Annotated in this window: 17 protein-coding genes and 1 pseudogene; 8 read left to right on the forward strand and 10 right to left on the reverse strand. The window is 68.2% G+C overall.

Annotated elements, in window-relative coordinates; translation table 11 throughout:
• Positions 1-12: 12 nt before the first annotated feature.
• A complete protein-coding gene (locus OG947_RS12970; RefSeq protein WP_197027813.1) occupies positions 13-831 on the forward strand; it encodes an adenylate/guanylate cyclase domain-containing protein in 819 nt (272 codons plus the stop codon).
• On the opposite strand, the gene thiD is transcribed toward OG947_RS12970, so the two are convergent.
• On the reverse strand, positions 793-1,647 hold the full coding sequence (gene thiD / locus OG947_RS12975) for a bifunctional hydroxymethylpyrimidine kinase/phosphomethylpyrimidine kinase (RefSeq protein ID WP_328812020.1): 855 nt from the start codon (positions 1,645-1,647) through the stop codon (positions 793-795). The two genes, OG947_RS12970 and thiD, sit on opposite strands and share 39 nt — an antisense overlap.
• Before the next feature lie 210 nt (positions 1,648-1,857).
• Here thiD and OG947_RS12980 point away from each other — a divergent pair, with 210 nt between their 5' ends.
• Positions 1,858-2,184: a GNAT family N-acetyltransferase gene (locus OG947_RS12980; RefSeq protein ID WP_056442260.1), complete on the forward strand. Its 327-nt coding sequence runs from the start codon at positions 1,858-1,860 to the stop codon at positions 2,182-2,184.
• An 87-nt stretch (positions 2,185-2,271) separates the two neighbouring features.
• A complete protein-coding gene (locus OG947_RS12985; protein ID WP_051613451.1) occupies positions 2,272-2,652 on the forward strand; it encodes a GNAT family N-acetyltransferase in 381 nt (126 codons plus the stop codon).
• Here the strand turns inward: OG947_RS12985 and OG947_RS12990 are convergent.
• The 3 genes from OG947_RS12990 to OG947_RS13000 are packed head-to-tail and all read right to left on the reverse strand — an operon-like array spanning position 2,559 to position 4,926.
• Positions 2,559-3,392: an exodeoxyribonuclease III gene (locus OG947_RS12990; RefSeq protein WP_328812021.1), complete on the reverse strand. Its 834-nt coding sequence runs from the start codon at positions 3,390-3,392 to the stop codon at positions 2,559-2,561. The two genes, OG947_RS12985 and OG947_RS12990, sit on opposite strands and share 94 nt — an antisense overlap.
• A gap of 11 nt (positions 3,393-3,403) precedes the next feature.
• On the reverse strand, positions 3,404-4,333 hold the full coding sequence (locus tag OG947_RS12995; protein WP_328812022.1) for an N-acetylglutamate synthase, CG3035 family: 930 nt from the start codon (positions 4,331-4,333) through the stop codon (positions 3,404-3,406).
• Positions 4,330-4,926 (reverse strand): peptide deformylase, encoded by a 597-nt coding sequence (locus OG947_RS13000; protein ID WP_027506240.1) that lies wholly within the window; start codon positions 4,924-4,926, stop codon positions 4,330-4,332. Before OG947_RS13000 ends, OG947_RS12995 begins: the two co-directional genes overlap by 4 nt.
• Before the next feature lie 271 nt (positions 4,927-5,197).
• On the opposite strand from OG947_RS13000, the gene OG947_RS13005 reads away from it, so the two are divergent.
• From OG947_RS13005 to OG947_RS13020, 4 genes are all read left to right on the forward strand, one after another.
• The gene (locus OG947_RS13005) at positions 5,198-5,506 is read left to right on the forward strand and encodes a DUF3263 domain-containing protein (RefSeq protein WP_027506241.1); all 309 of its coding nucleotides are present in this window, start codon (positions 5,198-5,200) and stop codon (positions 5,504-5,506) included.
• Between the two features lie 129 nt (positions 5,507-5,635).
• Positions 5,636-6,112 (forward strand): LytR C-terminal domain-containing protein, encoded by a 477-nt coding sequence (locus tag OG947_RS13010; RefSeq protein WP_222632640.1) that lies wholly within the window; start codon positions 5,636-5,638, stop codon positions 6,110-6,112.
• Positions 6,113-6,159: 47 nt separating this feature from the next.
• Complete coding sequence (sodC, locus tag OG947_RS13015; RefSeq protein ID WP_222649848.1) at positions 6,160-6,891, forward strand: superoxide dismutase[Cu-Zn]; 732 nt, start codon at positions 6,160-6,162, stop codon at positions 6,889-6,891.
• A gap of 41 nt (positions 6,892-6,932) precedes the next feature.
• Positions 6,933-8,048, forward strand: coding sequence for a glutamate--cysteine ligase (locus OG947_RS13020; RefSeq protein WP_328812023.1), 1,116 nt, complete (start codon positions 6,933-6,935; stop codon positions 8,046-8,048).
• Between the two features lie 15 nt (positions 8,049-8,063).
• On the opposite strand, the gene mnhG is transcribed toward OG947_RS13020, so the two are convergent.
• The 6 genes and pseudogenes from mnhG to OG947_RS13050 all read right to left on the reverse strand — a co-directional run bounded on the left by mnhG (position 8,064) and on the right by OG947_RS13050 (position 14,421).
• On the reverse strand, positions 8,064-8,411 hold the full coding sequence (gene mnhG / locus OG947_RS13025; protein ID WP_204869188.1) for a monovalent cation/H(+) antiporter subunit G: 348 nt from the start codon (positions 8,409-8,411) through the stop codon (positions 8,064-8,066).
• Between the two features lie 95 nt (positions 8,412-8,506).
• A pseudogene (locus OG947_RS13030) lies at positions 8,507-8,758 on the reverse strand (monovalent cation/H+ antiporter complex subunit F); the annotation flags it as partial.
• Positions 8,755-9,387 carry a Na+/H+ antiporter subunit E gene (locus OG947_RS13035; protein ID WP_328812025.1) on the reverse strand — a complete coding sequence of 211 codons (633 nt, stop codon included), beginning with the start codon at positions 9,385-9,387 and terminating at the stop codon, positions 8,755-8,757. The gene OG947_RS13035 and the pseudogene OG947_RS13030, both read right to left, overlap by 4 nt.
• A gap of 5 nt (positions 9,388-9,392) precedes the next feature.
• A complete protein-coding gene (locus tag OG947_RS13040; RefSeq protein ID WP_328811130.1) occupies positions 9,393-11,033 on the reverse strand; it encodes a Na+/H+ antiporter subunit D in 1,641 nt (546 codons plus the stop codon).
• Complete coding sequence (locus tag OG947_RS13045) at positions 11,030-11,599, reverse strand: Na(+)/H(+) antiporter subunit C (protein ID WP_328811131.1); 570 nt, start codon at positions 11,597-11,599, stop codon at positions 11,030-11,032. The genes OG947_RS13040 and OG947_RS13045 overlap by 4 nt, the downstream gene beginning before the upstream one ends.
• Entirely contained in the window at positions 11,596-14,421 is a 2,826-nt protein-coding gene (locus OG947_RS13050; RefSeq protein WP_328812026.1) for a Na+/H+ antiporter subunit A, read from the reverse strand. Before OG947_RS13050 ends, OG947_RS13045 begins: the two co-directional genes overlap by 4 nt.
• A gap of 135 nt (positions 14,422-14,556) precedes the next feature.
• Between OG947_RS13050 and OG947_RS13055 the strand changes: the two genes are divergently transcribed.
• Positions 14,557-14,967, forward strand: coding sequence for an NUDIX hydrolase (locus OG947_RS13055; RefSeq protein WP_027506248.1), 411 nt, complete (start codon positions 14,557-14,559; stop codon positions 14,965-14,967).
• Positions 14,968-14,974 lie beyond the last annotated feature (7 nt).

The following is a 14,974-nucleotide window of genomic DNA, read 5'->3' on the forward strand; positions in this document are numbered from 1 at the left end:
TATGGTCGAGCGGTGAAGATCAGCGCAGGTGACGCCGCCCGTCGGGCTGCCGACGCTGCCCGCACCGTCAACCGGACGCCGCGGGTCGTCGAACTGGTCCGCCGCGTACGCGGAGTGCTGCCCGGTGATCCGTCGTTCGGCGATCCGCTCTCGACGGCCGGACCCGGAGCCGCGCGCATGGTCGCGCGGGTCACCGACCGGCTGCAGGGCGACGCTCCCGGCGCCTCGAAGGAACTCTCGCTGGGTGCGCTGCAGGTGTGGCAGGCGGTGCTCGAACGCGCGGGCCGCGGGCGGGGCGAACGCGAGGTCACCATCGTCTTCACCGATCTCGTTGGCTTCTCCACGTGGTCGCTGTCCGCCGGTGACGCCACCACGCTGGTGCTGCTCAAGCAGGTGGCCCGTGCGGTCGAGCGGCCGATGCTCGATCGCGGCGGTCACATCGTCAAACGCCTGGGAGACGGGCTGATGGCCGTCTTCCCGAGCGCGGACAACGCGGTGCGGGCCGTCTTCGAGGCGCAGACTGCTCTGGCGCGTGTCGACGTGAACGGCTACACCCCACGGATGCGCGTCGGCATCCACACCGGCTGTCCGCGCGCCGTGGGATCGGACTGGCTCGGCGTCGACGTCACCGTGGCCGCTCGCGTCATGCAGACCGGTGCCGACGGCAACGTCATGATCTCGAACGCCGCGCTGGATCTGGTGTCACCCGAGGTGCTGGACACCGTCGGGCTGGCCACCAAGCCCTACCGGCGCGGGTTGTTCTCGCCGAAGCTGACCGGTGTTCCCGAGGATCTACGCATCAGCCGACTGGTGCAGTCGCCAGAGCGGTGAGACCGGGCCGTGCCCGTGGCCGAGGTCGTACGCGGCCTCGAGCGACTTCGTGACCCACTCCTTCGCGAACTCGAACGCGTCCGGCACCGCGTAGCCGTGGGCGAGGGCGCACGCCAGCGCTGCGGCGAGGGTGTCGCCGCCGCCGTGATCATTGCCCGTGTCGATACGAGGGTTCGTGAACTCGAGCATCCGCTCACCGTCGAAGAGCAGATCGGTGCTCGACGACGAGGTCCGCAGGTGCCCACCCTTGACGACGGCCCACTGGGCGCCGAGAGCATGCAGTGCCTCGGCGGCCCGTCGCGCCGTCGCCTCGTCCTCGACGTCGATGCCGGTGAGCAGCCGGACCTCGTCGAGGTTGGGCGTGACGATCGTGGCGAGGGGAATGAGTTTGGTGCGCAACGCATCCAGCGCATCGGCGTGCAGGAGGGAATCGCCGTGCATCGACGCCGAGACCGGGTCCACGACGAGCGGTACCGAGCCACCGCGGCCGATCCCGACCTCGGTGCACACGTCGGTGACGGCCTCGATGATGGCGGTGGACGCCAGCATGCCGGTCTTGGCCGCGCCGATGCCGATGTCCGACACCACCGTTCGCACCTGGTCGGCCACCACGGCGGGTGGGATCTCGTGAAAACCACTGACTCCCACCGTGTTCTGCACGGTCACGGCGGCAACCGCGACGCAGGCATGCAGTCCGCACAGAGCGATGGTGCGCGAGTCGGCCTGGATTCCGGCGCCGCCGCCGGAGTCGGTGCCGGCGATGGTGAGGACGCGCAGTGGCGTCGTCCCGGAAGGTGCCAGGGGCAGCGTTGTCACACGCCGAACTGTACTCGAGCGCTTTTCCCGTGAGTTCGCCACATATTCACCCGCTCCCCCGGCGAAGACGCGAATCCTGTGCAATAGTGGTCTACGTCACATGCACCCATGTGATGCACACGACCGCGGCGACGAGGCTGCTCGTGTCCCGCCCCGCGCCCGGGTTCGCACAGGAACCGGGTGAGCCCCACGGCCGCCAGGAGAAGAATGATGCTGTCGGATGCGCCCGTCACCGATGTGACAGACAACCCGCACCAGAACCGGTTCGAGCTCCGGCTCAACGGTGACCTCGTCGGGATCGTCGGGTACTTCCCCGTCGACTCCGTCGGACGCGGTGCGCGTCGTCAGCCCGTCGTCAGCTTCATGCACGCCGTCATCACCGAGGACTTCGGGCATCGCGGCCTCGCCGCCATCATGGTCCGCAACTCCCTCGACGCTGCTCGCGGCTACGGCTGGAAGGTCAAGCCGGTCTGCACCTACGTGCAGCGCTTCGTCGCCGAGAACCCCGAGTACCGCGACATGGTGACCGCCGACTGATCTCGACACCGTGACGACTTCGTCGCGATTGCGCATCAACAGTCACAGGAACACCATCCGTCACAACATCGGTGATGAACTGTTGTCATGGACACCAGTCTCGTGTCGGACGATCCGAGCAACTCGCGCTTCGTCCTGACCGTCGGCGATGCGCTCGTCGGCATCCTCGCGTACGAGGTCGCACCCGACAGCGACACGGTCGTGCTTCAGCACACCGTCGTCAAGGAGGAGTTCGGCGACCACGGGTGGGCAGCGGTCCTCGTGCGCGGCGCCCTCGACATCCTGCGTATCGGTGACCTGTCGATCTGGCCCCAGTGTTCCTACGTGCGGCGATTCATCGGCGCGAACATCGAGTACCTCGACATGGTGGCCGATCAGGCCCCGGCCGGCTCGGTCACCGCGGCGTCCCCACCCAGCTCGACGACGACCGGCGCGTGGTCGCTGGCGCCCTTCCCCTTGCGCTCCTGACGATCGATCGAGGCGTCGGTGACCTGCGCCGCGAGTGCGGGTGAGGCCAGCACGAAGTCGATGCGGAGCCCTTCGCGGCGCGGGAAACGCAGCTGCGTGTAGTCCCAGTAGGTGTAGACACCGGGGCCGGGGGTGAACGGTCGCACCACGTCCGCGAATCCTTCGTCGACGATGGCTCGGAACGCGTCGCGCTCCGGTCCCGAGGTGTGCGTGCGGCCCTCGAACAGCGCCGGGTCCCAGACGTCGTCGTCGGTGGGGGCCACGTTCCAGTCACCGACCAACGCGATGCGTGCCTGCGGATCGGCGGCGAGCCACGACCGGGCGTCGTCGCGCAGGGTCGCGAGCCAGTCCAGCTTGTAGCGGTAGTGCGGGTCCTCGAGGGACCGTCCGTTGGGGACGTACAGGCTCCAGACGCGCACGCCCCCGCAGGTCGCGCCGATGGCCCGGGCCTCGTCGGCGGGCGGGACCTCCGGGTCCTTGCTGAACCCCGGCTGGTTCTGGAACCCGATCTGCACGTCGTCGAGCCCGACGCGTGACGCGATGGCGACACCGTTCCACTGACTCGTGCCCACGTGCGCGACCTGGTACCCGATGTCGGTGAAGCGCTGGTACGGGAACTGCTCGTCCTTGCACTTCGTCTCCTGGATCGCGAGAACGTCGACGTCGGAGCGCTCGAGCCAGTCGACGATGCGGTCGACTCGCGAGCGGACGGAGTTCACGTTCCAGGTAGCCAGGCGCACGGTGAGCGACCCTAGCCCGGGGCGGTGACACCCTCCGGGCTCGCGTAGCGGTAGCGATGATGCTCCGTGAAGCCGAAGCGCTCGTACAGCGATCGCGCCTCGTCGTTGTCCACCTCGACCTGGACGTAGGCGTGCGTCGCGCCGTGGTCGGCTCCCCACCGCATCGCGTCGGCACACACCGCGGACCCGTGACCGCGCCGACGCTCGTCGGGTCGAGTGGCCACCGCGGTGATGCCGACCCAGCGTCGTCCGGTCGGCGATGCGGTGACGGCAGCGCGGGCGACCGCGGTGTCGCCTCGTCGGAGAAAGGTCACGACACCGTCGTGGACCGCGGTGAGGAGGTCCGGACGATGCCGGTAGCGGGGATGGTGCGCCAGCCATCGGTCGTCGGGCGCGGCGATGCGCTCGGTGTCCGTGTCCGTGTCCGTGTCCGGCCCGGTCGACGACGGGATCGGCAGCGTCAGCACCAGTGCCTCGGCCGACAGGCTCCATCCCGCCGGCGCCCCGAGAAGTCGGTCCGGCAACGACAGCGAGGGTTGCAGGTCCCGGTCGCCATACCAGGCGGCGACGGCCGGCAGGTCGACGGTGGACGCGTCGGGACGCAGGGGGCTCGCCGAATTGCCTCGTCGGGTCACGCCGGCGCCGGCGCGGAGCAGCCATCCACCGATCCACTCCTGCTCGAGGCCCGGCCACGCATCGGCCGCCGCACTCTCGAGACCGCGGATCTCCGAATTGCGAACGGGCCGAGGTGCCAACGCCTTGAGTGCGACGATGCGCTCGGCCGGCACGGTCACCGGGTCACCGGACTCCGGCTGCACGGTCACCGCGGTGCCGGACGCCGCGAGGACGCCGATCACGTCGGTGAACGGCGGGGTCGACCCGTCCGGCAGGCGGTACCGCAGCACCACCCGCGAGCCCGGAACCGGGGCGTCCGGAGTCACTCGTCGTCGTCGTGGCCGAACGGATCCGCGACGGTGCCGGGGATCCAGCTCAGCCCGGGTACGCCCCACCCGTTCTTCTTGATGGCCTTCTTCGCCGCCCGCGCGTTGCGTCCGACCAGCACGTCGACGTAGAGGAACCCGTCGAGGTGGCCCACCTCGTGCTGCAGCATGCGCGCGAAGAAACCGTGCCCCTCGATGTCGACGGGCTCACCCTTCGCATCGGTTCCGGTGACCCGCGCCCACTCGGCCCGACCCGTCGGGTGCTGCTCGCCGGGAACCGAGAGGCACCCCTCGTCGTCGTCGTCCGGATCGGGCATCGTCTCGGGAATCTCCGACGTCTCGAGAACCGGGTTGATCACCTCGCCGCGGCGGCGCGTCACCGTGCCGTCCTCGCTGTGGTCGGGGCAGTCGTAGATGAACAGACGGAGCGGTTCACCCACCTGGTTGGCGGCCAGTCCGACACCCTTGGCGGCCTCGAGCGTGTCGTACATGTCCGCGATCAACGTCTCGAGTTCCGCGGGCGACGCCGTGACCTGCTGGGTGGGGGTGTGCAGCACCGGGTCACCGACGATACGGATGGGGAGAATTGCCATGGTCCAGAAGGATACTGCCCGCCCGGTGGACGATTTCTGGTCCGGTCGGCCGGGCCGAGACGCGCCGCGGTGTCGCCGCATCCCGGAGCCCGGTCCGTGGTTAGATTGGCGGCGAACGACACGGATGTGATTCACCGCCGTGCGCGGACCTCTTCGGGTCCGGGGGACGCGCGAGAACACGGTCACGGCCGGGTTCACACGGCACAGCCCGAGGTCGACGGCAGAGCTCGCGAGACGGGATGCCGAGGGCGGCACAGACGACAGGAGTGAGATGGACAGCGCTGCAGCGCGAAGTCACGGGCGAGCCGACGGGGCCGACGAGCCGAGTGACGGACTCTCCCGCCGGGAACACGACATTCTCTCGTTCGAGCGCCAATGGTGGAAGTACGCCGGCGCGAAGGAAGAAGCGATCAAGGAACTGTTCGACATGTCGGCGACCCGCTACTACCAGGTGCTCAACGCCCTGGTGGACAAGCCGGAGGCGCTGGCCGCGGACCCGATGCTCGTGAAGCGCCTGCGACGTCTGCGCGCGAGCCGGCAGAAGGCACGCGCTGCGCGTCGACTCGGCTTCGAGATCTGACGGGTGTCGTCCCGCGCCGCCCCGGGTCACCCGGTTCGGCCGAGTCGCTAGGCTCGCAGCGTGACTGATCAGACCCCCGCGAGCACTCCGACCCCGGACTCGTCCGGCCCACCGTTGCGAGCGCTGGCCATGGTTCTGCTGTCGCTGGCCGTCGTCTTCGCAGGTCTCGGCTTCTTCTCCCTCACGGGCTCGGACGAGGACACGCCCACCTCCACGGCAGCGGCCGTGACCACCACCGCCGCTGCCGCAGCACCCGCCGCGCCGCAGTCCGACGCGAGCGCCGGGTCGGCCGCCACGACGACGACCAGTGCGCCGTCCTCCACCACGGCCGCGGCACAGTCGTTGCGCGTCCTCAACAACAGCAATGTCAGCGGACTGGCCGCCGAGGTGGCGCAGACGCTCGAGTCGGCCGGTTTCACGGTCGGCGAGACCGGCAACTACAGCAGCGGCACCATCGCGGCCTCCACGGTCTACTACGACCCGTCGGTGTCCGGTCAGCAAGCCGAGGCCGAACGCATCGCGACCACACTGGGCTTCGGTGTCGAACCACGTTTCGAGGGCATCGAGTCCTCCACGCCCGGCATCATCGTCATCGTCACCGGGTGACTAGAGTTCAGGTCAGCACGTCCCCACACATCTAGGAGACCTTCACCATGGCCAGCTGGAAGCGCAGCCGAGTCGCACCTCGCACCCTCGTCGTGGCGCCTCTCGCCGCAGTAGCCCTGTTCGGCATGGTGGCCTGCAGCAACGGCGAGGAAGCCAGCGACGTCGCCGGCACGACCCCGCCCGTCTTCACCAGCTCCGCCGCGCCCGCGGGTTCCGAGCACGGCGAGGAGTCCCACAGCGCGGGCGGCGAGGGTTCCGAGGGAGGGGGCTCGGCGACCGAGGCCGCGATGACCGGCGACCTGCGCAGCCCCGAGGGCGAGACCATGGGCACGGTCTCCTTCGCCGAGGTCGACGGACACCTCGAGGTCACTGTCGAGGCTGAGGGTCTGACCCCCGGCTTCCACGGCCTGCACATGCATCAGAACCCCGTGTGCGAGCCCGATTCGGTCGCTCCCACCGGCGGCGAGCCCGGCGCATTCCTGTCCGCCGGCGGTCACCTGCAGGTGAACGGCAACACCGGCCACCCGGCCAGCGGCGACCTGACCTCGCTGCAGGTGCGTGAGGACGGCACCGCCGACCTCACGACGACGACCGACTCGGTCACGCTCGACGACCTACGCGGCGGTGTGGCCGTCATCGTCCACTCGGGCGCCGACAACTTCGCCAACATCCCGACGCGCTACACGCTGCCCGACGGCCAGCCCGTTCCCGACGCGACGACCCTCAGCACGGGCGACGCCGGCAGCCGCGTCGCCTGCGCGGTCGCCGAGTCCGAGTAGACGGGCACGTCCCCCTGAAGAACGAGTCGAGATCGACCACGGTGCCGTTCGCCGGGTCGGAGCGTCCGACCATCGGCGTCGAGTGGGAGATCGCGCTCGTCGACCGCGTGTCGCGGGATCTGTCGAACACCGCGTCCGAGGTGATGGACGGCGTCGTGGAGCTCGCTGGAGCGCACACGCCGCGCGTGACGAAGGAACTCCTGCGCAACACGGTCGAGTTGGTGACCGACATCTGCGACACCGTCGGTGAAGCGATCGACAATCTGAGCGAGTCGCTGGATCTGGTGCGCCGCGCCGCGGATCCGTTGGGAGTCGACCTGTTCTGCGCCGGGACACACCCGTTCGCCGAGTGGTCGTCGCAACAGCTCACCGCGGCCCCGCATTACGACGAGCTGATCGAGCGCACACAGTGGTGGGGTCGGCAGATGCTGATCTGGGGCGTCCACGTCCACGTCGGACTCCGCTCGGCCGACCGGGTCTTCCCGATTCTCAACTCGATCCTGCTGCAGTACCCGCACCTGCTCGCGCTGTCCGCGTCGTCCCCGATGTGGGCCGGGTCGGACACCGGCTACGCCAGCAACCGCGCGCTCATGTTCCAGCAGCTCCCCACCGCGGGACTGCCGTTCCAGTTCGAGACCTGGTCGCAGTTCGAGGGTTTTGTGCACGACCAGATGAAGACCGGCGTCATCTCGCAGCTCGGCGGCATGCACTGGGACATCCGTCCCGTGCCGCGGCTCGGCACCATCGAGATCAGGGTGTGCGACGGGGTGTCCACCAAGCGTGAGCTCGGTGCCCTGGTCGCCCTGATCCACTGCCTCGTGGTGTATCTCGACGAACGGCTCGATGCCGGCGAGCCGTTGTTCACGATCCCGCCGTGGCACGTGCAGGAGAACAAGTGGCGCGCCGCGCGGTACGGGTTGGACGCCGAGATCGTGCTCGACGCCGACAGCAACGAGCGGCTCATGACCGACGACCTGTTCGACCTGCTGGAGAAGCTCACCCCGATCGCCGTACGGCTGGGGTGCGCGGACGAGCTGGGCCGCGTCGCGGACATCCCGCGCCAAGGTGCGTCGTATCAGCGTCAGCGTGCCGTGGCGGAGAGGTCGGGGGGCGACCTCATCGCCGTCGTCGACTCGCTGATCTCCGAACTTCGCTGACCAGAACCTCGCTGATCAGGCTCGGTCGTTGCGCTCGTCGTCGCGGAGATCGTCGACCATGAAGAGGTCGTCCCGGCTGCTGTGCTCGCGGTAGGCGACCTGGCCCACGGTGTGCGCGATGATCGGCGCCGTGAGCACCGTGAAGACGCCCACGAGGAAGATCATCCAGATGTCGACGTTGCCGCGCAGGCTGATGAACGCGCCGATGAGAATCAGGATCAACCCCACCACCTGAGGCTTGGTGGCGGCGTGCATGCGGGACAACGTGTCCGGGAAGCGGACGACTCCGATGGCCGCAGTGAGCGCGAGGATCGATCCCAGGATGATCATCGTTCCGCTGATGATGTCGGCGACGAGCTTCATCGCTTCTCCTGCCGTCTGTCGCGGGATTCGGTGTCGCGTGGGGGATGAGGCGTGCGTGCTGCGGCAGCGGCGGCGGCCTTCCGCTTCTCCGGAGTGTCGGAGACGCGGAATCGTGCGACGCTGACGGAGCCGACGAAGCCGACGACGGACAGCGCGACGATGGACGGCACCAATGTGGTGTCCCGGCTGTAGACGGACCAGACCATGACACCGCACACCGTCAGCGCGATGATGGTGTCCACTGCCACGAGTCGGTCCAAGGAGTCGGGCCCGGCCAGCAAGCGGTACGCGGTGATCACGGCGGCCGCGAGGAGCATGACCCCCGAGATGGTGAGAACGACGGTCACGGGCGGTCCTTCTTCCGGGAGTCACCGGTCGTCTCGGAGTAATCCGCGGAGATGTCGTCGATCGTGTCGGCCACGGAGTCGACGTCACTGTCGTCCGTCGGCGCGACGATGCTTGCTGGATGCCACTCGAGGTCACGCTCGAATGCGGCGATGAAGGCCGACTCGTAGGTGCGGACAATGGTGCGGAACTGGTCCACGGCATCGGGTTTGCCGACATCGAGGACGTGAATGTAGAGAACTCGATCCTCGCGGTCGATGTCCAGCACCATCGTGCCCGGAACCATGTTCAACGCGTCGACCATGAACGTGAGCACGAGATCCGACTTGATCTCCACGGGATATCGCAACACCGCGTTCACCGGCGGTGGACCGGGACGGATCGCCGCCCACGCGACCTGAACACTGGACTGAGCAGCGTAGTAGACGAGGACGACCACCAGTCGGACCACCGACAGCGGGTGCACCCGGCCCTCGACCGGAACCCTCGGCAGCGCCAGGACTGTCATCACGAAGAGTCCGACCACGATCCCGCCGAGAACGTTCGCAGCGGAGAGGTTGCCCCACAACAACACCCACACCCCGGTGAGCCATGCCAGAAGCGCAGCCTTGAGGGCTATGTCACGACCCATGACGGTCATCGTCCCCCCTCCGACGTGTCGCGTCCGTCCGCGTAGGTGACGGGATCCTCGACGGTGCCCAGAACAGCGGTGATGTAGACGTTCCGATCGCGGAGGTCCTCCGCGGCCCGATCACTGATGCCGATGAACGGGCCGGCGAAGACGGTCAGCGACAGGCCGACAGCGACCAGGCCGATCGTCGGGACGAGCATTCCCACCGGCATGCGGCCCGGGTCGACGCGCGAGTCGAAATCCACGTCGCTGGCGTTGTCCAGTAGTGCGGTCGGAGAGTCGTCGGACACGCCACCTTCCGGCGCGTCGGCGCGCGCCCGCCAGAACGCCTTGGTCCACACACGGGCCACGACGTAGAGGGTGAGGAGGCTGGTGACCGTGCCACCGGCGACGAGTATCCAGGCGAGGGAACTCGCCTTGTCTGCGCCGGCCTGCAGTAGTGCGACCTTGCCGATGAAACCGGAGAACGGCGGAATGCCACCGAGATTCAGAGCGGGAACGAGGAACAGGATGGCCAACAACGGGCTCGCGGCAGCCAGACCGCCCAGGCGACGCAGGGACGACGATCCGGCCTGACGCTCGATGAGGCCGACGACGAGGAACAGCGTGGTCTGCACGAGGATGTGGTGCGCCACGTAATACACGGAGCCGGACAACCCTGCCTTGGTGGACAGCGCGACACCGAAGATCATGTAGCCGATGTGCGAGACCAGCGTGAACGAGAGCAGACGCTTGATCTCGCTCTGGGCGATGGCACCGAAGATGCCGATGACCATCGTGAGCAACCCGGCGACGAGGAGCACGTTGTCCATCGCACCGTCCGGGAACAGCAGCGTGTGGGTGCGCATGATGGCGTACACACCCACCTTGGTGAGCAGGCCCGCGAACACGGCGGTGACCGGCGCGGGCGCTGTCGGGTACGAGTCGGGGAGCCAGGCCGACAGCGGGAAGACCGCGGCCTTGATGCCGAACGCGACGAGGAGGATCGAGAAGATCGCGAGCCGCGTGCCCTGCGGGATGTCGTCGAAACGCAGCGCGAGCTGGGCGAAGTTCAGGGTGCCCGTGGCCGCGTACGTGGCGGCGATGCCCGCCAGGAAGATCATCGACGAGACGACGGAGACCATGACGTACGAGACGCCCGCTCGCACGCGTTCGGCGCTGGCGCCGAGCGTCAGCAACACGAACGATGCGACGAGCAGTACCTCGAAACCGACGTACAGGTTGAACAGATCGCCGGCCAGGAACGCATTGCTGACGCCCGCGGTGAGGGCGAGGTAGGTGGGCAGGAAGATCGAGACGGGCTGATTCGCGTCGCCGTCCCGGATGCCCTGGCCCACTGCGTAGACGATGACCGCCAGCAGGACGATGGACGACACGACGAGCATCAGCGCGGACAGCCGATCGACCACCAGCGTGATGCCCATCGGGGCCTCCCACCCGCCGACCTGCAGAGCCGTGGTGCCGTCTCGGTCGGCAAGATAGAGGAGCACGCACGAGACGGCCGTGACCGCGACGAGCGCCGCGATGGTGACCACTCGCTGAGCGCGCGGCTTGCGACCCAGGACGAGGCACAGCGCCGCAGCGAGAAGTGGGATCACGACGGGGAGGGGCGTGAGGGTCCCGATGATCGTCGGCGACAGCGTCATCGGGAGTCACCCGCCGGCGAGGAGACGTCGTCACGGTCGCGGAACTTGCCCTCGTGGAGATCCTCGTAGCACTCGAGGTCCTCACGGTTGGCGATCTGGTCGAGAGGAATCGGGTTTCCGTCCTTGTCGAAGGCGTCTCCGGCCTCGCCGGGCTCGCCGGTGATCGGATCGTCGGACTTGTCGCGGTCGGGAGCGTCCGCGAGGCTACGACGCGTGAGGACCTTGGTGTCCTCGGGGTCGTTCTCGACGACGTCCGCGACGTTGATCGTGTACGACCGGTAGGCCAGGGCCAGCACGAAGGCGGCAATGCCCATCGTGATGACGATGGCCGTCAGGATCAACGCCTGTGCCAGCGGATCGGCGTCGCCCTCGGCGACCTCGGACACGCGTCCCACCACCGGCGGATTTCCCGGGCCGCCGCCGGCTGTGAGGATCAGGAGATTCACTCCGTTGCCGACCAGCAGCAGGCCCAGGAGCATGCGGATGATGCTGCGCTCGATCAACAGGTAGACGCCGGCGGCGATGAGTCCTGCGATGACGACGAGCATTCCGATGTTGGCGGTCACTGGCGACTCAATTCGATCTGGGCGTCGAGACGCGCGCCGAGGCTGCGGAGGACGTCGAGGACGAGGCCGACGACGATCAGGTAGACACCGAGGTCGAAGAACAGAGCGGTGACCATCTTGATGTCACCGAGAATGGGCACCGTCACTTCGAAGGTGGCCGACGAGAGAATGGGCGCCCCCAGGAAGAGGGATGCCACGGCGGTTCCGCCTGCGAACAGGAGACCGATGCCGAGAATCTTCCCGGCATCGAACGGGAGGGTCTCGCCCAGTTCGTAGCGACCACCGGCGAGGTACCGCAGCACGAGTGCGAGACCGGCGGTCAGTCCGCCTGCGAACCCGCCACCGGGGGCGTTGTGGCCGGCGAAGAAGAAGTAGATGGACAGCATCATCACCGTCGGGAACACCAGTCGGGTGGTGATCTCCAGGACCAGGACACGGTGCCTGGGGTCGATCAGATCGCTGCCGCTGAGCCAGGTGATCTCGGATGCTGCCTGGGTGCTGTCCATCGCGGACGGTGCATCGGACACACGCGGGGCACTACCGAAGCGCCGGTTGCGGAAGACCAGACTGGCGACCCCGGTCGCGGCGACGAGCAGGACCGAGATCTCTCCGAAGGTGTCCCAGGCACGAATGTCGACGAGGATCACGTTGACGACGTTGCTGCCGTCTCCGAAGTCGTACGCCAGGTCCGGGAGCAGTTCGGCGATGGGTCTCGTCGAGCGGGCATTCATCGCGTAGGCACCGACGAGCGTGACCGTGATGCCGACGAGCGCGGCCAGGGCGGCGCGGGCCGGCTTGCGACCGAACGAACGACCCTCGTCGATCTCGGCAGGCAGTTTGCGGAGCACCAGGACGAACACGACGAGCGTCAAGGTCTCGACGAGGAACTGTGTCAACGCCAGGTCGGGTGCACCGTGCACCGCGAAGATCAGACCGCAACCGTAGCCGGTGACACCGACGAGCAGCACCGCCGCGAGTCGGTTGCGCATGATCGTGGCGCCGATGGCCGCCGCGACCATGATGCCGCCCACGATGATCTGGTACGGCGAGTCCGCGAGACGGATGTCGACGCCGTCGCGGGTGTAGACGATCAGGGACACGAGAGGGAAGAGAGCCAGTGTCGCGAGAACCGTCGCCAGAGTGCCGGGGAGGGAACCGCGCTGGGTGGTTCCGGTGAGGCGCAGCGACAGCAGGTCCATCAGGTAGAGGACGCGGTCGTACACCCGGTCGGCGTTCAGCGGCACGGCCGGGACCGTTCGCGCGATCGCCTTGTGCACTCGGTAGAGCAGGACGCCGACGAGGATGACGACGACGGTCAGACCCAGCGGGAGGTTGACGCCGTGCCACAGCGCGAGGTGGTAGTCCTCCGCGCCGTAGGACGGCAGGGTCTTGCTGTACGGCGCGATCAGGGTGTCGACGACCGGCGCGGCGAGGCCGGCCACCAGTCCGAGGACGGCGAGCAGCACGGGCGGGAAGAGGAAGAACCATCCCGGTGCGTGCATCGAGGCGACGGCGGCGCTGGGCTGCCGCAGCTTCTTGCGACCGAAGGCGCCCCACACGAAGCGCAGGCTGTAGGCGACGGTCAGGATCGAGCCGACGACCATCGCGGCCAGCACCAGCGCAGACGAGAGCGGACCCATCGCGTCCGAGTCGAGCGTCGACTCGAACGCGGTCTCCTTGCCGATGAAACCGAGGAACGGCGGAAGGCCCGCCATGCTCGCCGCTGCGATCACGGCCGTCGCGGCGAGAACGGGTGACCGGTCCCCGAGATGCGCGAGCTTGCGCACGTCGCGGGTGCCGGTCGAGTGGTCGATGATGCCCACCACCATGAACAGCGCGGCCTTGAAGAAGCCGTGGGCGAGGACCATCGCGAGGCCCGCGAGCATCGCCGTCCGCGAACCGATGCCGACGATGGCGACGAGGAAGCCGAGCTGGCTCACCGTGCCGAAGGCGAGCACGAGCTTGAGGTCGTACGCACGCAGTGCGCGGTAGCCGCCGACGAGCATCGACGCCAGACCGAGCGTGAGGATGGTGAAGCGCCAGGGCCCGGCGTCGGCGAAGCCCGGTGCGAGACGCGCCACCAGGTAGATGCCGGCCTTGACCATCGCCGCGGCGTGCAGGTACCCGCTGACGGGTGTCGGCGCGGCCATGGCGCCGGGCAACCAGAAGTGCAGAGGAACGATGGCCGACTTGCTCAGCGCGCCGACCAGGACCAGGACCAGGGCGGTGCCCGCCAACCAGCCGCGCGGAGCCGCCTCGATGACGTCGGAGAGGTTGTAGCTGCCCACCGTCTGGCCCAGCACGATGATGCCGACCAGCATGGCGAGACCGCCGGCCGTGGTGACCAGCAGAGCCTGCGTCGCGGCGCGTCGACTCGAGGCGCGCTCGGCGTAGTGCCCGACCAACAGGAACGACAGCACCGTCGTCAGTTCCCAGAAGATGTAGAGCATCAGCATGTTGTCGCTGGTGACCAGCGCGAACATGACACCGGCGAATGCGACGAGCTCCGCGGCGAAGATGCCCAGACGGGGCTCGTCGTCCTCGAAGTAGCGAGCGCAGTAGAGCAGGATCAGTGCGCCGATGCCGAGCACCAGCGTGGACATGACCGCGGCCAGGGAATCGAAGCGCAGATCGATGTTCATGGAGAGTCCGGGGACCCACTCGATGGACAGTCGCTGCTCGGTGTTCCAGTTCGCGGCCACCCAGACGAGCGAGGCGGCCGGCACCGCGGCGAGCGGAAGAAAAGCCTGTCGTCCCCACTGACGCACGAGAAGCGGCGCGATCAGCGCGGCCACCGTGTGGGCAACGAGAATGGAAAGCAAGAGGCACTCCGTCGTGGACGTCGGGGCGGCGGGGTGTCGGACGCACGAGACGTCGTCGACTCCATACTACCGGTGCGGGTCCACGCCCTCGCGGTCAGCGATACCCACCCCCCGTACGGGTATGGTCACCGGGCGATGACCGAACCACTGCGCACCGCCGCCCTCGCCCTCGTCCGTGACGGCCGGATGCTGCAGGCCCGGTCGGTCGGCAAGCGTGCGTTCTACATGGTCGGCGGCAAGATCGATCCCGGTGAGACACCACTCCAGGCGCTGCACCGCGAGGTGCGAGAGGAACTGGGCGTCGACGTCGTCGAGTCGTCGGTGCACCTGCTGTGCGTGGTCGAGTGCCCGGCGTTCGGCGACCCCCTCGGCCGTGATCTGCACATGACGTGCTTCTCCGCCGACCTCACCGGCGAACCTCGGGCCACCAGCGAGATCGCTGATCTGCGGTGGTTCACCGTCGCCGAGTACGCCGCCATGCCGGACGTCGCGCCGGGATCGATGCGCGTCTTCCGGCACCTTCAGGCGCAGGGCCTGGTGATCTGAGGAACCC

Origin of the sequence: Rhodococcus sp. NBC_00297 (assembly GCF_036173065.1) — a bacterium.
Taxonomy (GTDB): Bacteria; Actinomycetota; Actinomycetes; order Mycobacteriales; family Mycobacteriaceae; genus Rhodococcoides.